We start from the raw sequence: 24,219 nt of genomic DNA, 5'->3' as shown, positions 1-24,219 counted from the left end.
TATGGCGGAAGTACGCCATGGTTCCATCCCCTCCCGGGCAACTCTCCCCAAACAACGGACCCTTGCGTAAAGCTGAGCGGTCGTCCGGGATCGGATTCCGGACTTCCTCGGCCGGGACCGATCGGTCCCGGTCGTTCACGCTCGTTCCTTTACCTACAAGGGATGCCGATGACCCACAGCCCTCAGCGCGAACCGATACCGGGCGCGAGACGCGCGGCCCGCCTTGCCGTGGCCACGGGCCTGGCCGCCGCGCTCGCGGCGGCCGGGCCGATACCCATGGCCTTCGCCGCCGACGGCCCGGCGACCGCGCCGTCCGCCGAACCCTCCGTCAAGTCGGCGCACGACAAACTCGGTTCGCACGACGCCGACCTGCTCGCCGAGGCGAAGGCCGACGGCACGAAGAACGTCACGATGATGGTCGCCACCGCCCCGGGCCAGACCGCGCAGGTGGCGAAGCAACTGGACTCGGTCTCCGGCGGCAGCGTCGGGCGGACCTACGACGAGCTGGGCTACGTCCGCGCCACCGTCCCCACCGCCGCGGCGGACGCGGCCATCGCCGCCGCCGCGAAGCTCTCCTCCGTGCACGGCATCGACCTGCGCGACGAGATCCCGCTCGACGACCCGACGCCGAGCGGTGACACGGCCAAGGGCGCCTCGCACAAGGGCCGTTCCTACCCCGCGCCGGACCGCAGGACCCCCGCCGTGAACCCGTACAACCCGTCCTTCGAGACGGGCGCAGTCGACTTCGTGAAGAAGAACCCGAAGGCCGACGGACGCGGCATCACCATCGGCATCCTCGACTCGGGCGTCGACCTCGGCCACCCGGCGCTGCAGAAGACCACCACCGGCGAGCGCAAGATCGTCGACTGGGTCACCGCGACCGACCCGGTCGTCGACGGCGACCGGACCTGGCGCCCGATGACCACCTCCGTCTCCGGGCCCACCTTCACCTACGGCGGACAGACCTGGACGGCCCCGGCGGGCTCGTACCAGGTCAGCACCTTCCTGGAGTCCTACACCGCCGGCGGCGACGCCGCGGGCGACGCCAACCGGGACGGCGACACCACCGACTCCTGGGGCGTCCTGTACGACGCCAAGGCCGGCACGGTCCGCGTCGACCTGAACAACAACCACGACTTCTCCGACGACAAGCCGATGAAGCCGTACAAGGACGGTTTCCAGGTCGGGTACTTCGGCACCGACGACCCGAAGACGGACGTGGTCGAGCGCCAGCCCTTCGTCGTCGAGATCCGCAAGGACGTCGTCTACAACTCCGCGGGCGCCAAGGCCGACTTCGTCAACATCGGCGTCATCGAGTCCGAGCACGGCACCCACGTGGCCGGACTCACCGCCGCCAACGGCCTGTTCGGCGGGAAGATGAACGGCGCCGCGCCCGGCGCGAAGATCGTCTCCTCGCGTGCCTGCACCTGGACCGGCGGCTGCACCAACGTCGCGCTCACCGAGGGCATGATCGACCTGGTGGTCGACCGGGGCGTCGACATCGTCAACATGTCGATCGGCGGCCTGCCCGCGCTCAACGACGGCAACAACGCGCGCGCCGAGCTGTACACGCGCCTCATCGACACCTACGGCGTCCAGCTGGTGATCTCCGCGGGCAACTCCGGCCCCGGCGCCAACACCATCGGCGACCCGGGCCTGGCCGACAAGGTGATCTCGGTCGGCGCCTCCATCTCCAAGGAGACCTGGGCGGCCAACTACGGCTCCGCGGTGAAGACCGAGTACGCGATGATGCCGTTCTCCTCGCGCGGCCCGCGTGAGGACGGCGGGTTCACGCCGACGCTGACCGCGCCCGGCGCCGCGGTCAACACCATCCAGACCTGGCTGCCCGGCGCCCCGGTCCCGGAGGCGGGCTACGACCTGCCCGCCGGCTACGGCATGCTCCAGGGCACCTCGATGGCCTCCCCGCAGGCCGCCGGCGCCTCGGCGCTGCTCCTGTCGGCCGCGAAGCAGGCCCGCATCGGCCTCACCCCGGCGAAGCTGCGCACGGCGCTGACCTCCACCGCCGACCACATCAAGGGCACGCAGGCGTACGAGGAGGGCGCGGGCCTGATCAACGTCCCCGACGCCTGGAAGTCGATCCGGCGCGGCGCCACCGCCCACGAGTACACGGTCAAGGCACCGGTCGACACCGCGATCGACCAGTTCCTGAAGACGCCGGGCTACGGCACCGGCCTCTACGACCGCGAGGGCGGCCTCAAGGCCGGCCAGAAGAAGACGTACGCGATCACGCTGACCCGTACCTCCGGCGCCGACCGGGCGATCCGGCACGAGCTGCACTTCGAGAACAACGCCGGCCGCACCTTCCGGATCGTCGGCTCCGACGAGGTGAAGCTGCCGCTGAACAAGCCGGTGACCGTGAAGGTCGAGGCCCGGCCGGGCTCGGCGGGCCTCAAGAGCGCGATCCTGGAGGTCGACGACCCGAGCACCGAGGGCGTCGACAAGCAGGTCCTCACCACGGTCGTGGTCTCCGCCCCGCTGAAGTACGCCTACTCGGCGAAGGGCTCCGTGCAGCGCAACAGCACCGCGTCCTACTTCGTGACCGTCCCCGAGGGCGCGAAGGCGCTCGAGGTGGCGATCGGCGGGCTGAAGAGCGGCAGCCAGACCCGGTTCATCGCCATCCACCCGTACGGCGTCCCGGTCGACAACACCTCCACGCCGTACTGCTACAACAACTACCTCGACGGCAACGGCTGCCGGCCCGACGTGCGCGCGTACGCCGACCCGCAGCCCGGCGTCTGGGAGATCGAGGTCGAGGCACGGCGCACCTCGCCGCTGCTGGACAACCCGTACAAGCTGGACGTCACCGCGCTGGGCGCGGCCTTCGACCCGGAGGTCGTGACCGTGCCCGAGGCGAAGATCGGCACCCCGGCCGGCGCCGACTGGACGGTGACGAACGGGTTCGCCGCCCTGGAGGGCAAGCTGGTCGGCGGTCCGCTCGGCTCGTCCGAGACGTTCCCGCCCGAGCATCGGGCAGGGCGAGACGGTGACCTCCACGGTCGAGGTGCCCGAGGGCGCGGACTCGCTGGACGTTGCCATCGGGAACGTCTCCGACGCGGCCTCCGACCTGGACCTGACGGTCTACGGCGAGGACGGCTCCGTCGTCGCCCAGTCCGCCGACGGCGACTCGGAGGAGTCGGTGTCCATCCCGAAACCGGCCGCCGGCACGTACACCATCGAGGTCGACGGCTACTCGGTGCCGTCGGGCAGCACGGAGTACGACTACCGGGACGTGTACTTCGCCGCCGCCCTCGGCTCGGTCACCGTGGACGACTCGGCGCCGGTGAAGCTCGGCACGGGCGCCTCCGCGACGGTCTCGGGCAGCGTCACGGCGCTGGCCGCCGCCCCGGCGGGCCGTGAGTTCTTCGGCCGGGTCCAGCTGGTCAACGCCCGCGGCACGGTCGCGGGCCTGGGCAGCGTACGGATCGGGCAGGTCGTGCCGTAGTCCGGTGCGGCACCTGGAGGGGCGGGCGCGGTGCGCCCGCCCCTTTCCGCGTTCGCCCCTTTCCGCGTTCGCCCCTTTCCGCGTTCGCCCCTTTCCGCGTTCGCCCCTTTCCGCGTTCGCCCGTACGGGCGGGCCGTGCCGAGAGGCGTGCGTCACATCGTCGTGTGGGGTGGCACGGGATGGGCAGGGGCGCAACAGCACAGCTTGCGGCGCGGGGCCCGCCCGGGGTGAATTCCTGCAGCTCGGGCCGGGTTCTCGCCGAAGGACCCGGCCCGCTGTCCGCGGCACCGCGTCCCAGGGTGCGGGCACACCCGGCAAAGGATTGGACAGGTGGGCCGGGCCACGCCGCATGATGGAAATGTCTCGGCCGAGCAAGGCGCGCGTGAGGACACGCGCACGAACGCAGAAGGAGCCACCGTGAGGGTCGGAATCGTCGGAGCCACCGGTCAGGTCGGCACGGTCATGCGCAGGATCCTCACCGAACGGAACTTCCCGGTCACCGAGCTGCGCCTGTTCGCCTCGGCCCGCAGCGCCGGCCGGGACCTGGACGGCGTGACGGTGGAGGACGCGACCACCGCCGACTACTCCGGCCTGGACATCGTGCTGTTCTCCGCGGGCGGCGCCACCTCCAGGGCGCTGGCCGAGAAGGTCGCCGCCCAGGGCCCGGTCGTGATCGACAACTCCTCCGCCTGGCGCCGCGACCCCGAGGTCCCGCTGGTGGTGTCCGAGGTCAATCCGCACGCGATCGCCGACCGCCCCAAGGGCATCATCGCCAACCCGAACTGCACCACGATGGCCGCGATGCCGGTCCTGCGCCCGCTGCACGCCGAGGCGGGCCTGGAGGCGCTGGTCGTCGCGACCTACCAGGCGGTGTCCGGTTCCGGGCTGGCCGGCGTGGACGAGCTGTTCGAGCAGGTGCAGAAGGCCGGCGCGGACGCCCCGAAGCTCACCCACGACGGCTCCGCGGTGGAGTTCCCGAAGCCCGACAAGTACGTGGCGCCGATCGCGTACAACGTGCTGCCGCTGGCCGGCTCCATCGTCGACGACGGCCTGTACGAGACGGACGAGGAGCACAAGCTCCGCAACGAGTCCCGCAAGATCCTGGAGATCCCGGAGCTGAAGGTCTCCGGCACCTGCGTGCGCGTGCCGGTCTTCAGCGGCCACTCCCTCCAGATCAACGCCCGTTTCGCCCGGCCGCTGAGCGTGGCGCGCGCCAAGGAGCTGCTGGCCGGCGCCCCCGGCGTCGCGCTCACCGAGGTGCCCACCCCGCTGGAGGCCGCCGGCCAGGACCCGTCGTACGTGGGCCGCATCCGCCGGGACGAGACCGTGGACAACGGCCTCGCCCTGTTCGTCTCCAACGACAACCTGCGCAAGGGCGCGGCCCTGAACGCGGTGCAGATCGCGGAGCTGGTGGCGGCGGAGCTGAAGGGCTAGGGCCGCCCGGCCTGGAGGAAGCAGCAGCACTCGACGGCCCGGACGTGGCACCGACCCACGTCCGGGCCGTCGGGCGTTTCCGCAGACCGCCCTGCTCGCGACCGCCGCCCGACATCCCCTCCGCGGGGAAACGGACATCGCGTGGTACGCGGGTGACGTGGAAGGATGGCGCAACCCACACATAACGAGGAGATGACCGCGTGCCTGGCACAAACCTGACTCGCGAAGAGGCGCGGCAGCGGGCGAAGCTGCTCACCGTTGACTCGTACGAGATCGATCTCGACCTCACCGGCGCGCAGGAGGGCGGCACCTACCGGTCCGCGACCACGGTGCGCTTCGACGTGGCGGAGACCGGCGGCGAGTCCTTCATCGACCTGGTCGCGCCGACGGTCCACGAGGTGACGCTGAACGGCGACACCCTCGATGCCGCCGAGGTGTTCCAGGACTCCCGCATCGCCCTGCGCGGGCTGCTGCCGGGGCGCAACATCCTGCGCGTGGTCGCCGACTGCGCGTACACCAACACCGGCGAGGGTCTGCACCGGTTCGTCGATCCGGTCGACGACCAGGCCTACCTGTACACGCAGTTCGAGGTGCCGGACGCGCGCAGGGTCTTCGCGAGCTTCGAGCAGCCCGACCTGAAGGCGACCTTCCGGTTCACCGTGCGGGCGCCCGAGGGCTGGACGGTCATCTCCAACTCGCCCACCCCGGAGCCCGAGGACAACGTCTGGGCCTTCGAGCCGACCCCGCGCATCTCGTCGTACATCACGGCGCTGATCGTCGGCCCGTACCACTCCGTGCACAGCGTGTACGAGAAGGACGGGCAGTCGGTGCCGCTGGGCATCTACTGCCGGCCCTCGCTCGCCCAGCACCTCGACTCGGACGCCATCTTCGCGGTGACCCGGCAGGGCTTCGACTGGTTCCAGGAGAAGTTCGACTACCCGTACCCGTTCAAGAAGTACGACCAGCTCTTCGTGCCCGAGTTCAACGCGGGCGCGATGGAGAACGCGGGCGCGGTGACCATCCGCGACCAGTACGTGTTCCGTTCGAAGGTGACGGACGCCGCGTACGAGGTGCGGGCGGCCACGATCCTGCACGAGCTGGCGCACATGTGGTTCGGCGACCTGGTCACCATGGAGTGGTGGAACGACCTGTGGCTCAACGAGTCGTTCGCCACCTACGCCGAGGCCGCCTGCCAGTCCGACGCGCCGGGTTCGAAGTGGCCGCACTCGTGGACGACCTTCGCCAACCAGATGAAGACCTGGGCGTACCGGCAGGACCAGCTGCCGTCCACGCACCCGATCATGGCGGACATCAGCGACCTGGACGACGTGCTCGTCAACTTCGACGGCATCACGTACGCGAAGGGCGCGAGCGTCCTCAAGCAGCTCGTCGCGTACGTCGGTGAGGACGCGTTCTTCCAGGGCGTGCAGGCGTACTTCAAGCGGCACGCGTTCGGCAACACGCGCCTGTCGGACCTGCTGGGCGCGCTGGAGGAGACCTCCGGCCGCGATCTGAGGACCTGGTCGAAGGCGTGGCTGGAGACGGCCGGGATCAACATCCTCCGCCCGCAGATCGAGACCGACGCCGAGGGCGTCATCACGTCCTTCGCCATCCGCCAGGAGGCCCCGGCGCTGCCCGCGGGCGCCAAGGGCGAGCCCACGCTGCGCCCCCACCGCATCGCGATCGGCGCCTACGACCTGGACGCCGGCGGCAAGCTGGTGCGCGGCGACCGCGTCGAGCTGGACGTGGACGGCGAGCTGACGGCCGTACCGCAGCTGGTCGGCAAGCCCCGGCCCGCGGTGCTGCTGCTCAACGACGACGACCTCTCGTACGCCAAGGTCCGCCTGGACGAGCGGTCGCTCGCCGTCGTCACCGAGCACCTCGGCGACTTCACCGCGTCGCTGCCGCGCGCCCTGTGCTGGGCGTCGGCCTGGGACATGACCCGGGACGCGGAACTCGCCACCCGGGACTACCTCTCGCTGGTGCTCTCCGGCATCGGCAAGGAGTCCGACATCGGTGTCGTGCAGTCCTTGCACCGCCAGGTGAAGCTGGCCATCGACCAGTACGCCGACCCGAACGCCCGCGAGGCGCTGCTCACCCGCTGGACGGAGGCCACGCTGGCCCATCTGCGGGCCGCCGAGGCGGGCAGCGACCACCAGCTGGCGTGGGCGCGGGCGTTCGCGGCGACGGCCAGGACGCCGGAGCAGCTCGACCTGCTGGACGCGCTGCTCGACGGCACGCAGACGATCGAGGGCCTGGCCGTCGACACCGAGCTGCGCTGGGCGTTCGTGCAGCGGCTCGCGGCCGTGGGCCGGTTCGGGGGTTCGGAGATCGCGGGCGAGTACGAGCGGGACAAGACCGCCGCCGGTGAGCGCCACGCCGCCACCGCGCGTGCCGCCCGTCCGACCGAGGCGGCCAAGGCGGAGGCCTGGGAGTCGGTCGTGGAGTCCGACAAGCTGCCGAACGCCGTGCAGGAGGCGGTCATCGCCGGCTTCGTCCAGACCGACCAGCGCGAGCTGCTGGCGCCGTACACGGAGCGGTACTTCGAGGCGCTGAAGGAGGTCTGGGACTCCCGTTCCCACGAGATGGCCCAGCAGATCGCGGTCGGCCTGTACCCGGCGGTGCAGGTCTCCCAGGAGACCCTGGACCGCACGGACACCTGGCTGACCACCGCCAACCCGAACGCGGCCCTGCGCCGCCTGGTCTCGGAATCCCGAGCAGGCATCGAACGCGCCCTCCGCGCCCAGGCGGCGGACGCGGCGGCGTCGGCCGGATAGGCAGCGTCACACGGCAAGGGGGCGCCCGGTGTTGTGCCGGGCGCCCCCCTTCGGCCTCTGGAGGACACGGTGAGCGACAGCGCATGGGTCAGTACCTCACTGCCGTATCTGAGCGCACGCGAGAAGGGGAGGCCCGACGCCTGGGCGGCCGAGGCCGCGGCCCGGGGCGGCAAGGGCACACAGCGCATCGAGTACGCCGGCGAGACGACGCCTCCGGAGGAAGTCCTCGCACTCCTGGGGCTGCCCTCGACGGAGACCGCCGTTGTGCGTCGCAGGGTGATCGAACTCGACGGCCTCCCCTGTGAGTTGACGGACACCTACTACCCCGCGAACATCGCCCGGGGCACCCGCCTCGCCGAGAAGAGGAAGATCCCGGGCGGTGCCGTGACGTTCCTCGCCGAGCGCGGACACGTCGGCGCCCGCGTGCGCGAGGACGTGACCGCGCGGATGCCCAGTGCGCAGGAGCGGGACATCCTGCGCCTGGGGAAGGACGAACCGGTCCTCCACCTGACCCGGGTGACGCTGGACGGTGACGACCGCGCCTTTCAGGTCGACATGATGGTCATGCCGGCACACCGGCAGCGTCTGAGCTACGAGATCCGGATCGGATGACAGTGCCCCTGCCCGCCCACACCGACTCCCCGGACCGGCGGTCGCTCCATGAGCGGATCGCCGCCGACCTCCGGGACGACATCATGAGCGGCGACCTGGCACCGGGCGCCAGGCTCCCCTCCACCGCGCGGCTCAAGGAGCGATTCGACGCCTCGAACGCGACCATCCAGAAGGCGCTGCACCTCCTCAAGGACGAGCAACTCGTGGTGGGCCGCGCCGGATCCGCCGTCACCGTGCGCGAGCACCGGCAGCGAACGGTGCGTCCGGCGTCGTAGATGGCTCCCGCCGAGCCGGGAGAGCCTTACCGCTGGCTGACCGAGGCCGCGAACCTCGGCGGCGCCCAGGCACTCAGCACCCTGCTCGACGTGGCCGAGACCCGCCCTCCGGCCGATGTCGCGTCGGCACTGGGCCTCGGCGACACCGAGACTGCGGTGCTGCGCCACCAGATCCTCTCCATCGACGGCGAACCGGTCGAGCTGGTCAAGTCGTACTACCCTCTGTCCATCGCCCGCGACACCGCCATCATGGCCAAACGGAAGATCACGGGCGGCACCCCCACCCTTCTCGGCCAACTCGGACACCCACCACGCCTGAGCGTGGACCGGGTCTCGGCCCGGGTCCCCACCCAGGAGCAGTACCAAGCCCTGAGCCTGCCCAGCGACCTCCCGGTACTCCGCACCCTGCGCGTGGTCTACACCGACGACGACCGCCCGGTGGAAGCCACGGTCATGGTCAAGGCGGGCCACCTCTACGAGCTGCGGTACGAGTTCACACCCGACGGGCAGGAAGCCGTCCTGGGGCGGCCTGGCGCTACGGCTTCGGGGGTGGGGGTGGGGCGGCCTGGCCGGTGAGACCGTGCGGGGGCGGTCTGAGACATCATCCCCGCAGGTGCGGGGAGCAGACCTGGTGTCGACGTCGATCCCGTGGCGTGGCCGGGGACCATCCCCACGCGTGCGGGGAGCAGCCGATCGCCATGTTGTCGACGCCGCGCAGGACGGGACCATCCCCACGCGTGCGGGGAGCAGACCCACCCCTCCGGCTGGCTGTTCCAGTTCGAGGGACCATCCCCACGCGTGCGGGGAGCAGGTGAGTACGACAGCCGCGACACGCAACCCGGTGGGACCATCCCCACGCGTGCGGGGAGCAGCGCCCTCGGGGGCGCCTGGGTGCAGGTCCAGAAGGACCATCCCCACGCGTGCGGGGAGCAGTCGTAGACGACACGGAGCCCGAACCCCTTGTAGGGACCATCCCCACGCGTGCGGGGAGCAGTCCCGGTCGACGATCGTCAGGTCGAAGCTCGCGGGACCATCCCCACGCGTGCGGGGAGCAGCGCCGACACCCAGGCCTGTGAGGTCAGGCCGGAGGACCATCCCCACGCGTGCGGGGAGCAGAACGCGATCGTCCGCGACATGGACGACCCCAGGGGACCATCCCCGCGCGTGCGGGGAGCAGAGCTCCAACACGCACTCCCTGCACGGCGGCTTCGGACCATCCCCGCGCGTGCGGGGAGCAGGATGCCGGTGGCGAGGCCGGGGAGTGCGGCAAGGGACCATCCCCGCGCGTGCGGGGAGCAGTCCGGCCGGAGCCGTTCCACTTCGTCTCCCGTGGGACCATCCCCGCGCGTGCGGGGAGCAGCGGCCTTGAAGCCGGTGTGGCTCATCTCGAACAGGACCATCCCCGCGCGTGCGGGGAGCAGGCGTAGTGGGCCTGGTTCAGTGCCTGGTTGCCGGGACCATCCCCGCGCGTGCGGGGAGCAGCCACAAGGTCGGCTGGTGGGTGGTGAGCGGGAGGGACCATCCCCGCGCGTGCGGGGAGCAGACTGTTTGACCTGCGAGTCTATGGCCGCAGGAATGCACTTTCAGCAACTTTTGCAGATTCCGGCAAATAGGACATCGGGGTGCCCGCCGAGGCTACTATAGGACGACCCAGACAGCCGGATATCGGCGTATCGGCCGTCGTCCGGCGGGGGCGATTGGGTGCGGCCCGGCTCGAGCCCCCAGTCGTATGCCTGCACGACGTTGGTGTGCTGCAACTGCTCCAGTCGAAACCAGCTTTGATGTTCTGGAAGCAACCCGGCTGACCGCCAACTTTCCTCGACGTGAGGTCATCGGCGGCAATATCGGCATCACCGACCGGAGGACACGGCAGCGCAGCAGATGCCGGGCCACAAGCGCGGTCACGGACGGCTCCGGATGAACGCCTCCCCGCGTCTGAGGCCCGTTGCCAACGCTGATGTGCTGCGGGCCGCTTACCGGTTGAGGTCCAGGACCGGAACTCCGAGGCCGCCGTAGCGGTCGGGCGCGACCGTGGCGACAAGGGCACCGTCAGGGCGGTCCAACGTGGGCCGGGTGGCGTGCGCGGCGGCCCCTACACCAAAGGGGACATTCCGGTGATATAGGTCGGCGACCGCATGGGCCGTCGCGTAGTCAGCGTCCAGGGTGTGCAGGACATCGAGGATGCCCAGGTAGTCGACGATCCCGGACCGTTCACGTTCGGCCTCCAGCACACACACGATGGGGACCCACAAACGCACCGTGGGGTCCCCCGCAGCAACATGGATGAGCCCGGAGACCTGCTTGTTGCCCCCAAGGGCAAGGAGCGTGGGACTGTCCAGGATGTAGTGCTCGACGATCACGCCGCCGTACCCCGGAACCGGGCCTGCCCGGCACTCTGCGCCTGACGCATCCGCTCACGCAATGCGCCGGCTTCGTCATCGCTGACCTGGTGCCCGAACTCCGCGTCCAGGAATGCGTCCGTGCGCTCGGCTCGCTCACGCAACTGTGCGGGAGTAAGCGCGGTTGCAGCGAACTCCTCGATCAACGCCCGCATCGACATGTTCCTGGCCTCAGCCAGGGCCGCGAGCTTGTCACGGGTCTCCGCACCGATCTTGATCGTCGTATCCACACGAAAAGTATACCGCCGTGAATACCCATGAGTCATGGACGTCATCCCCACCGACGCAGGGAGCAGCTACTCGCCGGCGCCGCCGCCACGTTCGACGTGGGACCATCCCCGTGTATGCGGGGAGCAGCTGCCGAACCCCGCGCTGGAACCCGGTGACATCGGGACCATCCCCGCGTGTGCGGGGAGCAGATGACGCCCTCGGAGGTGTCGTTGGCCGTCCGGGGACCACCCCCGCGCGTGCGGGGAGCAGTGCTTCGGGCGGATCAGCGCGATGACCGTCTCGGGACCACCCCCGCGCGTGCGGGGAGCAGAGGCACCCGCAGCGATTTCGCCGAGCCTCGCCGGGACCACCCCCGCGCGTGCGGGGAGCAGACTGCGTGACCTGCGCGTTCATGGGCGCAAGAGCCCACCCTCAGCAACTTTTGCAGATTCCGGCAAATGGGGCATCAAGTGGTGTCCGAGTTCGTCGGCGCTTCCAGGGTCAGCCGGTCATCATACGTCTTGGGAGTGGGGTCTTTCAGGGGATCCTTCTGTTTGCTTGTTCTGGGTGTGGAGAGCCGGCCCGGTCGGTGTGGGCCAAGCATGATCGGGGCAGTGACGGTTGGCTGCCGCCGTCCGGGGCGCTGCCGGGCGGAGAGGCAGGACGCACGTGCCCTTGCCGTGTGGCTCGCCGGTGTGCAGGACATCGGCAAGGCCACCCCTGCCTTCGCGTGTCGGGGCGATCAGCTCGCCGGCGCGATGCGCGGTCAAGGGCTGGGGCCGGATCGGCGGGTCGCGCCGTCCGGCCGGGCCGGTGTTGGAGGAACCGCACGGGTGGGCGGACATCACGGTGTGCCGCCCGAGCACGGTCAGATCAAGGCCCGAGGCCCTTTGATGAGCAGGAGGAGTTGCTGCGCCTGTGCCGAGCGGCCTCGGTGTGGCCCGGCGGCTGAGTGCATGGCGGAGGGGCAGACTGCCGCAGCCGGTGCAGGTGTTGCTCGCCGCTCTGGTCAACGGCCGTTACTGGATCGCCGGCAACCCTGACCTCTTCCCGTACCTCCCCGACGGCGCGCCCCGCGACGACCACGAGCGTCTTGCCGCGGCCTGGCATGAGCTGGACCTCCCGGATCCCTGGGCGGGCCGAAGAACCGGACAGCAGTGCCCAGGAGTTGTTCACCTCCCGGTCCGAACTGCCGGTGGGAGCAGGCGTACGCCCTTTCCAGGAAGCCGCTTTGGAACTCGCCCGGTCTGATGGTCGTCGAGGCGCCGATGAGGGAAGGGAAGACGGAGGCCGCCCTCGACGAGGACTTCGCCGGACTGATGGCCCGTACCGGAGGAGTCGTGGCCGTCGACGTGGCCGAAGCGGCGCCCCCGTCCCGGCGGAAGCTCGACGAGCGGCACCGCGCGGGGGCCGAACTCGTGGCGCACGTCCGGCTACGGGGACGTAAGAAGGCCATGCCGGCCTCGATCTGCCGCGGGACGCGACGCCGACAGGGTTCGCGGCCCGTACGAACTCCGCCGCTTCGGAAGAGGCAGATACGGGTCGAGTCACGTATGCACTATTTGCCGGAACCAGAGAAAGTACTCGGAAACCGCCTCCGGCCCCCATGGAATCGCAGGCCACCCAGCCTGCTCCCCGCACCCGCGGGGACCCCCCTCCCCCGCTAACGACCACTTCCCGCAACCCGCCACCCCCGCACCCTCGCAGGCCACTTCCTTGCAGCCCGGCGGCACCGTGCCGATACTCGTCCCATGGTCGAGAGCCCCGAGCGCCGCAAGGACGCCGTTGATGTCGTCGTCGGCCAGTGGGCCGTGGTGCGGCCCGATCTGGATGGCGTCGGGATGGAGGTGTTCGGGCGGGTCTTCAGGGTGGCCCGGGGTATGGGGGACCGGCTGGAGGAGGCGTACGGGCGGTTCGGGATCTCCCGTGGGGAGTTCGACGCCCTGGCCACCCTGCGCCGGGCCGGTGAGCCCTACACGCTTTCGCCTCGCGAGCTGTCGGCCGCCCTGATGCTCACCACCGGTGGCATGACGGGGCGGCTGGACAGGCTGGAGCGGGCGGGGCTGCTGCGCCGCTCGCCCGATCCGCACGACCGCAGAGCGCTGCGGGTCAGCCTCACCGACCGGGGGCTGGAGTTGATCGACGAGGCGGTCGGCGCCGGCGTCGCCGCACAGGGCGAGGCCCTGGCCGCCCTCGGCTCCGAACGGGCCGCGCAACTGGCCGACCTGCTGCGGGACCTCCTCGCCGGCACCGAGAAGCGGCAGCCGGTGAGGTGAGGGGTCAGGCCTTCGCGTCGGCCTTCGTCTTGATGTTGCGGGAGGTCACCCGGTGCTTCTCCTGGGACCTGTCCAGGACCATGACCAGGCCCGTGATGATCGCGAACAGCGCGATCGGGGCCAGGACGTACAGGCCCAGCGTCTCGATGACGCTCAGGCCCGTGCCGGGGTCGTCGCCGTCGTCGCGGGTCAGCGCGAGCGCGGGGGACGACATGAGCAGCATCATCAGCGTCGTACCGGCTGCTAGGGCGCCGGCGCGCAGGGCGTTCTTCTTGTCCACGGTGCAAAGTTAGCGAACGGCCGGAACAGGCGCGCGCCCGGGGTGCCGTACGGGGCGCGCGGGCGGCGGGCTCAGTCGCCGGCGCGCTCCCGTACGACGTTGATCAGGGCGTGCAGCCGGGGCGAGGCGGCCAGGTCCTCCAGGGTCACCGGGCGGCCCTCGGCGTCGGCCACGGGCAGGCGCCAGTTCGGGTACTGGTCCCAGGTGCCGGGGAGGTTCTGCGGGCGGCGGTCGCCGACGGCGTCCGGGAGCCAGATGCCGACCATGTGGGCGGGGGTGCGCAGCAGGAAGCGGTGGACGGCCTGGACACCGGCCTCCTCGGAGGGGGTGCCGCAGTCGCCGCCCGTGCCGTGCAGCAGGCCGAGCCGGGCCAGTACGTCCAGCCACTGGGCGATGTCCGCCGAGGCCTCGGCGCGTTCCTCCTCCAACGGGCGGGTGAGCAGGCCGAGGCGCGCGCGGAGTTCGACGTGCTCGCCGGTGAGGCGGGCGGCGGTGGACGGCAGGTCGTGGGTGGTGGCGGTGGCCAGGCAGTCGGCGCGCCACCGCTCGGGGGGCAGCGGGCTGCCGTCGCCGGTCCAGTCCCGCTCGAACCAGAGCACCGACGTGCCGAGCACCCCGCGTTCGCGCAGCGCCTCGCGCACGCCGGGTTCCACGGTGCCCAGGTCCTCGCCGATGACAAGGGCGCCGGCCCGGGTGGCCTCCAGGACGAGGACGGCGAGCATGGCCTCGGCGTCGTAGCGGACATAGGTGCCCTCGGTGGGCAGACGGCCCTCGGGGACCCACCAGAGCCGGAACAGGCCCATGACGTGATCGATCCGCAGCGCCCCGGCGTAGCGGAACAGGCCTCTCAGCAGGTCCCGGAAGGGCGCGTAGCCGGCGTCGGCCAGACGGTCGGGGCGCCACGGGGGCAGGCCCCAGTCCTGGCCGCGGGCGTTGAAGGCGTCGGGCGGCGCGCCCACCGACATGCCGGCGGCGAAGTACTTCTGCTGGGCCCAGGAGTCGGCGCCGTGCGGATGCACGCCCACGGCGAGGTCGTGGACGATCCCGACCGGCATGCCGGCCTCGCGGGCGGCGAGCTGGGCGGCGGTGAGCTGGGTGTCGGTGAGCCAGGTGAGGCGGGAGTGGAAGTCGACGCGGTCCATCAGCTCGCCGCGGGCGCGGTCGGTGTCGGCCGAGCGGGGATCGCGCAGGCCCTCGGGCCACCGGCGCCAGTCGGGGCCGTGGACCTCGGTGAGCGCGCACCAGGTGGCGTGGTCCTCCAGGGCGGTGCCCTGTTCGGCGAGGTAGTCGCAGTAGGCGGCGCGGCGGCCGGGGCCGAGGGGGACCTCGCGGACCAGTTCCAGGGTGTCGCGCTTCAGCTCCCACACGGCGTCCCGGTCGATGAGGGCGCCCTTGTCCAGTACGGCCTCGCGCAACCGCCCGGCCCGCTCCCGCAGGGCCCGGACACGCTCGTGGTCGGCGATGTACGCGAACTCGGGCACGGCCTCGATCCGCAGGTGCACGGGGTCGGGGAAGCGGCGGGAGGAGGGCCGGTACGGGGAGGGGTCGGTGGGAGTGCCGGGCACGGCCGCGTGCAACGGGTTGACCTGGACGAATCCGGCGCCGAGGGCGCGTCCCGCCCAGGCGGCCAGCTCACTGAGGTCGCCGAGGTCGCCCATGCCCCAGGACCGGCGGGAGACGAGGGAGTAGAGCTGCACGAGGAGCCCGTGGGAGCGTCCGGCGGGGGCGGGCAGCCGGGCGGGCGCGACGATCAGGTGCGCCCGCGCGATCCGGCCGTCGGGCGCGGTCGCGGTCAGCCGGTGCACGCCGGGCGGGAGCCCCTCGATGCCGCCGCGAAGCCCGCCGGGCGGGAGCCCCTCGACGCCGTCCCGAAGCCCGCCGACCGGTAGTCCCTCGACGCCGCCGCGAAGCCCGCCGGGCCCGGCGCCGTCGCGCGTCCCACCCCGGACGATGCCGTCCCGAAGCTCGCCCCCCACAGCGCCCTCACGCACCTCACCCCCCACAGCGCCCTCACACACCTCACCCAGCCACGCGGTCTCACGCGTCCCGCCCCGCTCCGTATCCACATCCACGCGCAGCCGTGTCCCCTCGGGCAGTGCCGTCAGGGCAGCCGGGATGCCGGTGCCGGTACCGGTCCACGCGACGACGGTGGGCGGCAGCAGGCGCTCGCGCAGCTCCTCGTCACGCGCGGCGAGCGCGGCCCGTACGGTCTCGGGCGTGCTCGTGTCCACGCCGAGGGCGGCCAGCGCGAGGGTGACGGCGGTGGCCGTGGCCGGGACGGTGCGGTCCGGGGAGGGGCGGTAGGAGGTGGCGACGCCGTACAGGGCGGCGAGCCGGGTCAGGTCCTCGGTGGGGGGCTCGGCCGGCCGGGCTGCGGGCATCTGCGACCTCTATGACCTCGTGGGTTCCGGGACGGCGAAGGAGGGGCCGCCCTGCTCCGGCACGTCGGCCGTGAGTTCGGGCGAGGACTCGCTGGTCAGCGGTACGGCGTCGGCGAACGGGGACTCGCTGGTGAGGGGCTCGGCGTCGGGCAGCGGGGGCTCGCTGGTGAGCGGTGCCCCGGCGCAGCTGCCGGTGGCGCCGAAGACGCGGTAGTGCGGGGTCTCGGAGTCGGCGGAGGGCTCCGCCCAGAGCAGGGGCGGCTCCGCCGCGGGTTTGGAAGGGGCCGGGAGCAGAAGGGGTGCCAGTGCAGCCACGGAGGTCTCCTTTGTGTCGAGCACGCTTTTGGCGGGTTACGGCAGCCCTACCCAGAAGGCGCCGGGGCAGGCCCCCCGACACCGACAACGTGCTCCTGGTCACATTCCACCTCCCCGGAATGCCTGTGAAGCGGTCGAAAATCACCTAACCCGCTCACGGAGCATGCAAACCGGCTCACCCGTCGCGGCCGAGTGCCGCCCGGATCCGACCGAGCCGCTCCGTGCCCATCCGGCGTCCGTCCGGGAACCGGTCGTCCCGATCCCAGCGCCACGTGGTGACCATCGCCAGTACGAGGATCCGGCACTGGCGCAGCACGTCCCGGTCGACACCCGGATACCGTTCGCCGACCTCCTCGGGCGCGTGGGCGAGGTCGAATTCGACGGGGCCGCGGCAGCATGTCTCCAGGTCGATGAAGAGCGGCCCGTTCTCCGTGGCGAGCACGTTGCCCGGGTGCGGCTCGCCGTGCAGCAGTTGCCCGGCGCCGCCGCGCTCTCCGATCGCCCGGCGCAGGCCGCGCAGCGTGTCGCCGAGCAGCTCACGGTCCGCGTCGGCGAGCGCGGGGGTGCGGTCGCGGTCCGCCACGAGTCGCCGGGCCAGTTCCACCCGGTCCGCGAAGTGCGGCGCGGGGACGTCCAGCTCGCGCAGGCCGGCGTGCAGCCGCTCCAGCGCGTGGGCGTAGTCGGCCGGCGGGATCCCGCGCGGTGTCACGGGCTCGTGGTAGGTCCACAGCGTGACCACGAAGCCGTCGCGCTCGTGGACGCGTGGCTCCACCCGAGGGTCGAGAGCGACCACCGGGCATCCGGACGCGATAAGCCGCCGGGCCACCTCGACCTCGAACCGCGCGACCTGCTGCGCCACGGGAGCCACCCGGGCCAGCACGTCACAGGGCAGCAGGCGAAGAGTGAGCTTGTTGGAGTCGTGGAGCACGATCGCGTCGTCGGCCGGCAGACCGAGTGACGAGGCGATCGACATGGCCGCGGCCACCGCGCGCGGGAACTCCGGCTCCTGCACCCTCGCCCGGCCCCCTCCCTTGAACACGGCCCTTGGCCACGACCGGCCACGACCGGCACGACCGGCACGACCAGTGGGCGCCACCGGAAAACCCGGACCGTCAGGCGGAAATGCCGTCGATCCGGGCCATGGCGTCCTCCGCGCCGTACGGCTGCAAGTACGGCAGCCAGCGCGGGTCCCGGTGACCCGTGCCGATGATGCGCCAGGCCAGACCGGTGGGCGGGGCCGGTTTGTGGCGCAGGCGCCAGCCCAGCTCGACCAGATGGCGGTCGGCCTTGACATGGTTGCAGCGGCGGCAGGACGCCACCACGTTCTCCCACGCGTGCACGCCCCCGCGGCTGCGCGGGATGACGTGGTCGACACTGGTGGCGACGGCGCCGCAGTACATGCAGCGGCCTCCGTCGCGGGCGAACAGCGCCCGCCGAGTCAGCGGGACGGGCCCCCGGTAGGGCACCCGTACGAATCGCTTGAGCCGGACCACGCTGGGTGCGGGCACGGTGACGGTCGCGCTGTGCAGATAGGCGCCGGATTCCTCAAGGCATACGGCCTTGTTCTCCAGCACGAGGACGAGCGCGCGGCGGAGCGGTACGACGCCGAGCGGCTCGTACGACGCGTTGAGAACCAGGACATGCGGCACGGGTGCCTCCTTGGGCGTCGGCGGCGCGTGGCTCGCGCCGGGACGATCTGGTTCAGTCTCCCCTCATGGCTGGTGGAAGCGCCACCATGTCCCGGTAACGGGCTGGGAGTGTTTTCGACCACACGGGCGAGGGCACGGGGCCCGCCCGCACGGCCGTGACCAGTCCGGCGGCGGGTGAACGCCGTCTCTCCTGTGCTCTTCGCGCCTTGGCACCCACGGTGCCCCGTTAGTGTGGTGGTTCTGCCCGTCCGGTGACCTTTCCGTGACCTTGGACCGGACAACGGACCGACCACGGACCCGCTCCGGCCGGGACCGTCCACACCGCAGACGGGCCGCCGCACCTGGAGGTATCCGCCGTGTCCCTGTCCGCCGCCGTCCTGTCGGCCGCCGGTTCGTCGCCCTCGCCGTCACCGTCCCCGACGGTCCCGGTGGTGCCCTCGCTCCAGGACGCCCAGGAGCACGCGACGAACGCCGCGGGCTGGGTCGAGGAGAACTGGTCGACCTGGCTCGCGATCGGACTGCAGGTGCTGCTGATCGTGGTGATCGCGGCGGTGCTCAGGGCGGTGGTGCGGCGCGGGATCACCAAGCTGGTGGACCGCATGAACCGCCGGCCCACCTCGGCGGGCGGCACCGCGCTGAGCGGCCTGCTGGTCAACGCCGAACGGCGCCGCCAGCGCTCGGAGGCCATCGGTTCCGTCCTGCGTTCGGTGGCCAGCTTCCTCATCCTCGGCACCGCGGCCCTGATGGTCCTGGGCACCTTCCAGATCAACCTGGCGCCGCTGCTGGCCTCCGCAGGTGTCGCCGGCGTGGCCATCGGCTTCGGCGCCCGCAACCTGGTCACCGACTTCCTGTCCGGCGTCTTCATGATCCTTGAGGACCAGTACGGCGTCGGCGACAGCATCGACGCGGGGGTCGCCGCCGGCGAGGTCATCGAGGTGGGGCTGCGGGTGACCAAGCTGCGCGGCGCCGACGGCGAGATCTGGTACGTCCGCAACGGCGAGGTCAAGCGGATCGGCAACCTCTCCCAGGGCTGGTCGACGGCCACTGTGGACGTGACCGTCCGCTCCGACGAGGACCTCGACAAGGTGCGGGAGACCCTCGCCGGGGTCGGCGAGCGGATGAGCAAGGAGGAGCCCTGGAACGAGATGCTCTGGGGCCCGATCGAAGTTCTCGGCCTGGAGTCCGTGCTGCTCGACTCCATGGTGGTGCGGGTCTCCGCGAAGACCATGCCGGGCAAGGCCCTCACCCTTGAGCGCGAGCTGCGCTGGCGCGTCAAGCGGGCCTTCGACGCGGCCGACATCCCGATCGTCGGCGGTGGCACGGCCCCGGTGGAAGAGGCCCCCGAGCCCGACCCGACCGCAGGTGTCGCGGCGCCGTCGGCGTACGCGAGCGCGGCGTCGCCGCAGTCCATCGCCGCGTCCCCGATCCCGCCGCCGAGCACCGCCAAGTAGCGGTTCCGGCGCCCCTCTTCGCGCCCCCGGGGTTACGACCGCGTTGCCCCGGGGACGGTCTCTTGACGGCCCCTGCCCGGCGGCCTACGTTCTCGACCAACAGGAAACTTTCCTAACAGACGTTTCCCGGCGGTCGGTGCGGCAGGCACCCCGTGGGCTTCCAATGAGCCCGCGGTGGACTTCGCCCTCCGCCCCCTGAAAGGCTGAGCGGCCGAGAGGCAGGTGTGGACTCGCATGGCAGGAACCGCCGGCACACCGGGCACCCCACGCGTCCTGCGCGCCATGAACGACCGGGCCGCCCTCGACCTCCTGCTGGAGCACGGGCCGCTGTCCCGGACCCGGATCGGCAAGCTCACCGGCCTGTCCAAGCCGACCGCCTCCCAGCTCCTGGCCCGCCTGGAGGCCGCGGGGCTCGTGCTGGCCGGCGGCACCACGGAGGGCCGCCCTGGACCCGGCGCCCAGCTCTACGAGGTCAACCCGGCCGCCGCGTACGCCGCCGGCCTCGACGTCACCCCGGACCGCGTCCTGGCCGCGGTCGCCGACATCACCGGCCGCACGGTCGGCCGGTACCGCCTCCCCACCCCGCGCCGGCGCGCCGCCACCCCTGTCGTCCGGCAGGTCGCCGACGCCCTCGACGGCGCGGTGAAGGCGGCCGGACTCACCCGGGACAACGTCCGCCGCCTGGTCATCGGCACCCCGGGCGCCTTCGACCCGGGCACCGGGCGGCTGCGCTACGCCTCCCATCTGCCCGGCTGGCACTCCCCCACCCTCCTCGGCGAACTCGCCGCCGCGCTGCCGATGCCGGTCGAGTACGAGAACGACGTCAATCTCGCCGCCGTGGCCGAACAGCGGCTCGGCGCCGCCCGGGGGCACGAGGACTTCGTCCTGCTGTGGAACCAGGAGGGCCTGGGCGCCGCCCTGGTCCTCGGCGGCCGGCTGCACCGCGGCTGGACCGGCGGCGCCGGCGAGGTCGGGTTCCTGCCCGTGCCGGGCGCCCCGCTGGTCCGCAAGGTCAGGCGCACGGGCAGCGGCGGCTTCCAGGAGCTGGCCGGTTCCCAGGCGCTGCCGGGACTGGCCCGGGAGCTGGGCGTCCCCTCGGTGCCCTCCGGGCCCTACCCCGAGGCCGCCGCCGCCCTCGTGGCCCGCGCCGCGGAGGCCGGCGACGACCCGCACCGCCGCCTCCTGCGGACCTACGCCACCCGCCTGGCCACCGGCCTCGCCTCCCTGGTCTCCGTGCTGGACCCCGAACTGGTCGTCCTGAGCGGCACCTCGCTCACCGCCGGCGGCGAGGCGCTGCGCGACCTGGTCCGGGACGAGCTGGAGGAACTGGCCGCGTCCCGGCCCCGGCTCGTGGTCGGTGGCGTGACCGACCACCCCGTCCTGCGCGGCGCGCTGGAGAGCGCACTCGCGACCACCCGCGACGAGGTCTTCGACACCTCCCGCTGAGCCCGCCCCACCCCGCCCCTCCTCGGCACCCCGCACCACTCCGTCCCCGCCCCAGGGAGATCCGCCATGCCCGGAATATCCAGAAAGGCGGCCCTCGTGGTCGCCGCCTCCGCCTCCCTCGCCCTGCTCGCCACCGCCTGTACCGGTCAGGCGGACGGCCCGGCGTCCGGTGCCACGGACGACCCGGACGCCGAGACGACCATCGCCTTCTGGCACGGCTGGAGCGCGCCCGCCGAGGTGAAGGCCGTACAGGCGAACGTGGACCGCTTCGAGAAGGCGCACCCCAACATCAAGGTCGAGGTCGTCGGCAACATCAACGACGACAAGCTCAACCAGGCCCTGCGCGCGGGCGGTTCCAGCGGCCCCGACGCGGTGTCCTCGTTCACCACCTCCAACATCGGCAAGTTCTGCTCCTCGGGCGCCTTCCTCGACCTGAAGCCCTTCATCGAGAAGTCGAAGCTCGACCTGGACGCGCTCATCCCGAAGCCGATGCTGGAGTACACCCAGTTCGAGGGCACGCGCTGCGCCCTCCCCCTGCTCGGCGACGCGTACGGCCTCTACTACGACAAGGACGCCTTCGAGGCGGCCGGCATCAAGGCCCCGCCGAAGACCTGGTCGGAGTTGGCCGAGGTGGCGAAGAAGCTGACGAAGCCCAGGGGGGACGGCTACGAGCGGCTCGGCTTCATGCCGAACTACCACGGCTACGAGACGGTCGTCGACCACTACATGTCCCAGTGGGACCACGCCTACTTCGACGCGGACGGCAAGTCGAACATCGCCAAGGACCCGGCGTTCGCGGAGATGCTCACCTACCAGAAGAAACTCGTCGACGACCTCGGCGGATTCGCGAGACTGGAGCGGTACCGCAACACCTTCGGCGACGAGTGGGGCGCCGAACACCCCTTCCACACCGGCCAGGTGGCCATGCAGCTCGACGGCGAGTGGCGGCTCGGCATGGCGAAGGACGCCGGGACGGACTTCGAGATCGGCACCGCGCCGATGCCCGTCGCCGACGACGAGGTGGACGAGTACGGCAAGGGCTTCCTTTCCGGCACGGTGATGGGCATCGCACCGCGCAGCAAGAAGCAGAACGCGGCGTGGGAGCTGGTGAAGTACATGACGACCGACACCGACGCGGTCGTCGCCTTCGCCAACGCCATCCGCAACGTGCCCTCCACCTTCGACGCCCTGAAGTCGCCCGGCCTGAAGACCGATCCGGCGTTCCAGACCTTCCTGGACATCGCCCAGCACCCCGAGTCGAACTCCCCGCCGGCCGCCGTCAACGGCGCCACGTACCAGCTGACGCTCCAGGACTTCGGCTACCAGTACGAGTCGGGCAGGGTGAAGGACCTGGGGGCGGGGCTCAAGAAGACCGCCGAGCAGATCGACCGCGACATCGAGCAGGCGAAGTAGCGGTCCATGGCCACCAACACACTCCGCGCCAAGCGCCGTTCCTCGGCGCTTGGGACGGTGGCCTTCATGTCACCGTGGCTCGTCGGGTTCGGCGTCTTCTTCGCCTATCCCCTGGTGTCCACCGTGTACTTCTCGCTGATGAGGTACGACGGCTTCGGCGTCCCGGAGTTCCGGGGCCTGGGCAACTGGGCGTACGTCTTCCAGGACTACCCGCTGTTCTGGCCGGCCCTGCGCAACACCCTGTGGCTGGTCCTGGTGATGGTGACCTGCCGGGTGGTGTTCGGGCTCGGCGTCGGCCTGCTCGTCACGAGGATCAGATCGGGTGCGGGGGTCTTCCGGACCCTCTTCTACCTGCCCTGCCTCGCCCCGCCCGTCGCCGCCACGCTGGCCTTCGTCTTCCTCCTCAACCCCGGCACCGGACCGGTCAACTCCGTCCTGGAGGGCCTCGGTCTGCCGGCGCCCGGCTGGTTCACGGAGGCCGCCTGGTCCAAACCGGCGCTGACCGCGCTCGCGGTGTGGGGCGTGGGCGACCTCATGGTCATCTTCATGGCCGCGCTGCTCGACGTGCCGAAGGAGCAGTACGAGGCGGCGGAGCTGGACGGGGCCTCGGCCTGGCAGCGGTTCCGGTTCGTCACGCTGCCGAACATCTCGCCCATCGTGCTGTTCGCCGTGGTCACGGGCGTGATCCAGACGATGCAGTACTACACGCAGCCGCTGGTCGCGGGGAAGGTCGCCTCCGGGATCGTCGGCGGCTCCGGCCAGTCCTTCGAGCCCGGCTACCCGGACAAGTCGACCCTCACCCTCCCCCAGCTCGTCTACAACCTCGGCTTCCAGCGCTTCGACTACGGCGCCGCCTGCGTGGTCGCGCTCGTGCTGTTCGCGCTGGCCATGGCGTTCACCGCGCTGCTGATGCGCCGCCGGGGCGGTCTGATCCAGGCAGGTGACCGATGACCCGGGTACGGGAACGCCCCGTGGCGGCCGGCACCCCGCCCACCGAACGGCGCGCGGCCCGCCGGCGCGCCCTGCTGGAGTGGATCGCCGTGCACAGTCTGGGCGTTGCCGCCGCCCTCTTCTTCACCCTGCCGTTCGTGTTCGTGGTCCTCACCTCGCTGATGAGCGACCAGCAGGCCCTCACCCGCGACCTGTGGCCGCACACCTGGCAGTGGGGCAACTACCGCGCGGTCCTGGACACCCCCGGCTTCCCGACCTGGTGGCGCAACACGCTGCTCTACGCCGGTTTGGGCACCGTACTGACCGTCGTGTCGTCCGTGCCCGTGGCGTACGCGCTGGCCAAGTTCCGGTTCCGGGGGCGGCGGTTGTCCCTGATGCTGGTGATCTCGATGATGATGCTGCCCCCGCAGGTGGTCGTCATCCCGATGTACCTGTTCTGGGCGAAGCAGCTCGACCTGTCGGGCACGCTGTGGCCGCTGATCGTCCCGACGGCCTTCGGCGACGCCTTCTCCATCTTCCTGCTGCGGCAGTTCCTGCTGACCATCCCGGACGAGTACCTGGACGCGGCGAAGGTGGACGGCTGCGGGGAGCTGCGCACCCTGCTGAAGGTCGTCCTGCCGATGGCAAGGCCCGGCATCGCGGCCGTGGCGCTCTTCCAGTTCTTCTACGCCTGGAACGACTACTTCGGCCCGCAGATCTACGCCTCGGAGAACCCCGGCGCCTGGACCCTCTCCTACGGACTGGAGTCCTTCAAGGGCGCCCACCACACCGACTGGAACCTCACCATGGCCGCGACCGTACTGGTCATGGCCCCCGTGATCCTCGTGTTCTTCTTCGCGCAGAAGGCGTTCGTCGAGGGTGTCACGCTCACCGGAGTGAAGGGTTGA

Annotated in this window: 17 protein-coding genes, 2 pseudogenes and 2 CRISPR repeat arrays; of the genes and pseudogenes, 12 read left to right on the top strand and 7 right to left on the bottom strand. The window is 71.4% G+C overall.

Translation table 11 applies throughout. The features are described 5' to 3' along the window. Positions 1-168: 168 nt before the first annotated feature. From AC4IHM_RS21980 to AC4IHM_RS21960, 5 genes and pseudogenes are all read left to right on the top strand, one after another. Positions 169-3,463: pseudogene (locus AC4IHM_RS21980) on the top strand (S8 family serine peptidase). A gap of 417 nt (positions 3,464-3,880) precedes the next feature. Further along, on the top strand, positions 3,881-4,897 hold the full coding sequence (locus AC4IHM_RS21975) for an aspartate-semialdehyde dehydrogenase (protein ID WP_490868720.1): 1,017 nt from the start codon (positions 3,881-3,883) through the stop codon (positions 4,895-4,897). Positions 4,898-5,097: 200 nt separating this feature from the next. Then, the gene (gene pepN, locus AC4IHM_RS21970; protein WP_490868719.1) at positions 5,098-7,674 is read left to right on the top strand and encodes an aminopeptidase N; all 2,577 of its coding nucleotides are present in this window, start codon (positions 5,098-5,100) and stop codon (positions 7,672-7,674) included. Positions 7,675-7,743: 69 nt separating this feature from the next. Then, positions 7,744-8,286, top strand: coding sequence for a UTRA domain-containing protein (locus tag AC4IHM_RS21965; RefSeq protein ID WP_490868718.1), 543 nt, complete (start codon positions 7,744-7,746; stop codon positions 8,284-8,286). Next, positions 8,283-9,137: pseudogene (locus AC4IHM_RS21960) on the top strand (GntR family transcriptional regulator). Before AC4IHM_RS21965 ends, AC4IHM_RS21960 begins: the two are co-directional and overlap by 4 nt. A gap of 22 nt (positions 9,138-9,159) precedes the next feature. Next, a CRISPR array of direct repeats spans positions 9,160-10,104; the repeat unit is 28 nt; unit sequence GGACCATCCCCGCGCGTGCGGGGAGCAG. A 430-nt stretch (positions 10,105-10,534) separates the two neighbouring features. On the opposite strand, the gene AC4IHM_RS21955 reads toward AC4IHM_RS21960, so the two are convergent. After that, positions 10,535-10,921, bottom strand: a complete 387-nt coding sequence (locus AC4IHM_RS21955) for a PIN domain-containing protein (RefSeq protein ID WP_490868717.1) — start codon at positions 10,919-10,921, stop codon at positions 10,535-10,537. Next, positions 10,918-11,190, bottom strand: a complete 273-nt coding sequence (locus AC4IHM_RS21950) for a hypothetical protein (protein WP_490868716.1) — start codon at positions 11,188-11,190, stop codon at positions 10,918-10,920. The genes AC4IHM_RS21955 and AC4IHM_RS21950 overlap by 4 nt, the downstream gene beginning before the upstream one ends. A 98-nt stretch (positions 11,191-11,288) precedes the next feature. Continuing rightward, a CRISPR array of direct repeats spans positions 11,289-11,562; the repeat unit is 28 nt. Between the two features lie 66 nt (positions 11,563-11,628). Here AC4IHM_RS21950 and AC4IHM_RS21945 point away from each other — a divergent pair. Then, positions 11,629-12,213, top strand: coding sequence for an HD domain-containing protein (locus AC4IHM_RS21945; protein WP_490868715.1), 585 nt, complete (start codon positions 11,629-11,631; stop codon positions 12,211-12,213). A gap of 708 nt (positions 12,214-12,921) precedes the next feature. Then, positions 12,922-13,446: a MarR family winged helix-turn-helix transcriptional regulator gene (locus tag AC4IHM_RS21940; protein ID WP_490868714.1), complete on the top strand. Its 525-nt coding sequence runs from the start codon at positions 12,922-12,924 to the stop codon at positions 13,444-13,446. Positions 13,447-13,450: 4 nt separating this feature from the next. Here AC4IHM_RS21940 and AC4IHM_RS21935 read toward each other — a convergent pair whose 3' ends face one another. The 5 genes from AC4IHM_RS21935 to AC4IHM_RS21915 form a co-directional block, all read right to left on the bottom strand. Next, complete coding sequence (locus AC4IHM_RS21935) at positions 13,451-13,726, bottom strand: hypothetical protein (RefSeq protein ID WP_490868713.1); 276 nt, start codon at positions 13,724-13,726, stop codon at positions 13,451-13,453. A gap of 71 nt (positions 13,727-13,797) precedes the next feature. Further along, positions 13,798-16,107, bottom strand: coding sequence for a 4-alpha-glucanotransferase (gene malQ / locus AC4IHM_RS21930; RefSeq protein WP_490868712.1), 2,310 nt, complete (start codon positions 16,105-16,107; stop codon positions 13,798-13,800). A gap of 9 nt (positions 16,108-16,116) precedes the next feature. Then, positions 16,117-16,422 carry a hypothetical protein gene (locus AC4IHM_RS21925; RefSeq protein WP_490868711.1) on the bottom strand — a complete coding sequence of 102 codons (306 nt, stop codon included), beginning with the start codon at positions 16,420-16,422 and terminating at the stop codon, positions 16,117-16,119. 175 nt (positions 16,423-16,597) lie between these two features. Next, positions 16,598-17,434, bottom strand: coding sequence for a phosphotransferase enzyme family protein (locus AC4IHM_RS21920; RefSeq protein WP_490868710.1), 837 nt, complete (start codon positions 17,432-17,434; stop codon positions 16,598-16,600). 100 nt (positions 17,435-17,534) lie between these two features. Continuing rightward, on the bottom strand, positions 17,535-18,071 hold the full coding sequence (locus AC4IHM_RS21915; protein ID WP_490868709.1) for an HNH endonuclease: 537 nt from the start codon (positions 18,069-18,071) through the stop codon (positions 17,535-17,537). A gap of 356 nt (positions 18,072-18,427) precedes the next feature. Between AC4IHM_RS21915 and AC4IHM_RS21910 the strand changes: the two genes are divergently transcribed. The 5 genes from AC4IHM_RS21910 (at position 18,428) to AC4IHM_RS21890 (ending at position 24,219) form a co-directional block, all read left to right on the top strand. Continuing rightward, positions 18,428-19,522, top strand: coding sequence for a mechanosensitive ion channel family protein (locus AC4IHM_RS21910; RefSeq protein WP_490868708.1), 1,095 nt, complete (start codon positions 18,428-18,430; stop codon positions 19,520-19,522). 234 nt (positions 19,523-19,756) lie between these two features. Beyond that, the gene (locus tag AC4IHM_RS21905) at positions 19,757-20,968 is read left to right on the top strand and encodes an ROK family transcriptional regulator (protein WP_490868707.1); all 1,212 of its coding nucleotides are present in this window, start codon (positions 19,757-19,759) and stop codon (positions 20,966-20,968) included. A gap of 66 nt (positions 20,969-21,034) precedes the next feature. Continuing rightward, complete coding sequence (locus AC4IHM_RS21900) at positions 21,035-22,381, top strand: ABC transporter substrate-binding protein (RefSeq protein WP_490868706.1); 1,347 nt, start codon at positions 21,035-21,037, stop codon at positions 22,379-22,381. Between the two features lie 6 nt (positions 22,382-22,387). Further along, the gene (locus tag AC4IHM_RS21895) at positions 22,388-23,332 is read left to right on the top strand and encodes a carbohydrate ABC transporter permease (protein ID WP_490868705.1); all 945 of its coding nucleotides are present in this window, start codon (positions 22,388-22,390) and stop codon (positions 23,330-23,332) included. After that, entirely contained in the window at positions 23,329-24,219 is an 891-nt protein-coding gene (locus AC4IHM_RS21890; protein WP_490868704.1) for a carbohydrate ABC transporter permease, read from the top strand. The genes AC4IHM_RS21895 and AC4IHM_RS21890 overlap by 4 nt, the downstream gene beginning before the upstream one ends.

The sequence above is a fragment of the Streptomyces sp. SL06 genome (assembly GCF_058244745.1).
The sequence above is the reverse complement of the archived record's forward strand: the minus strand, read 5'-3'. Positions and strand labels throughout refer to the sequence as shown.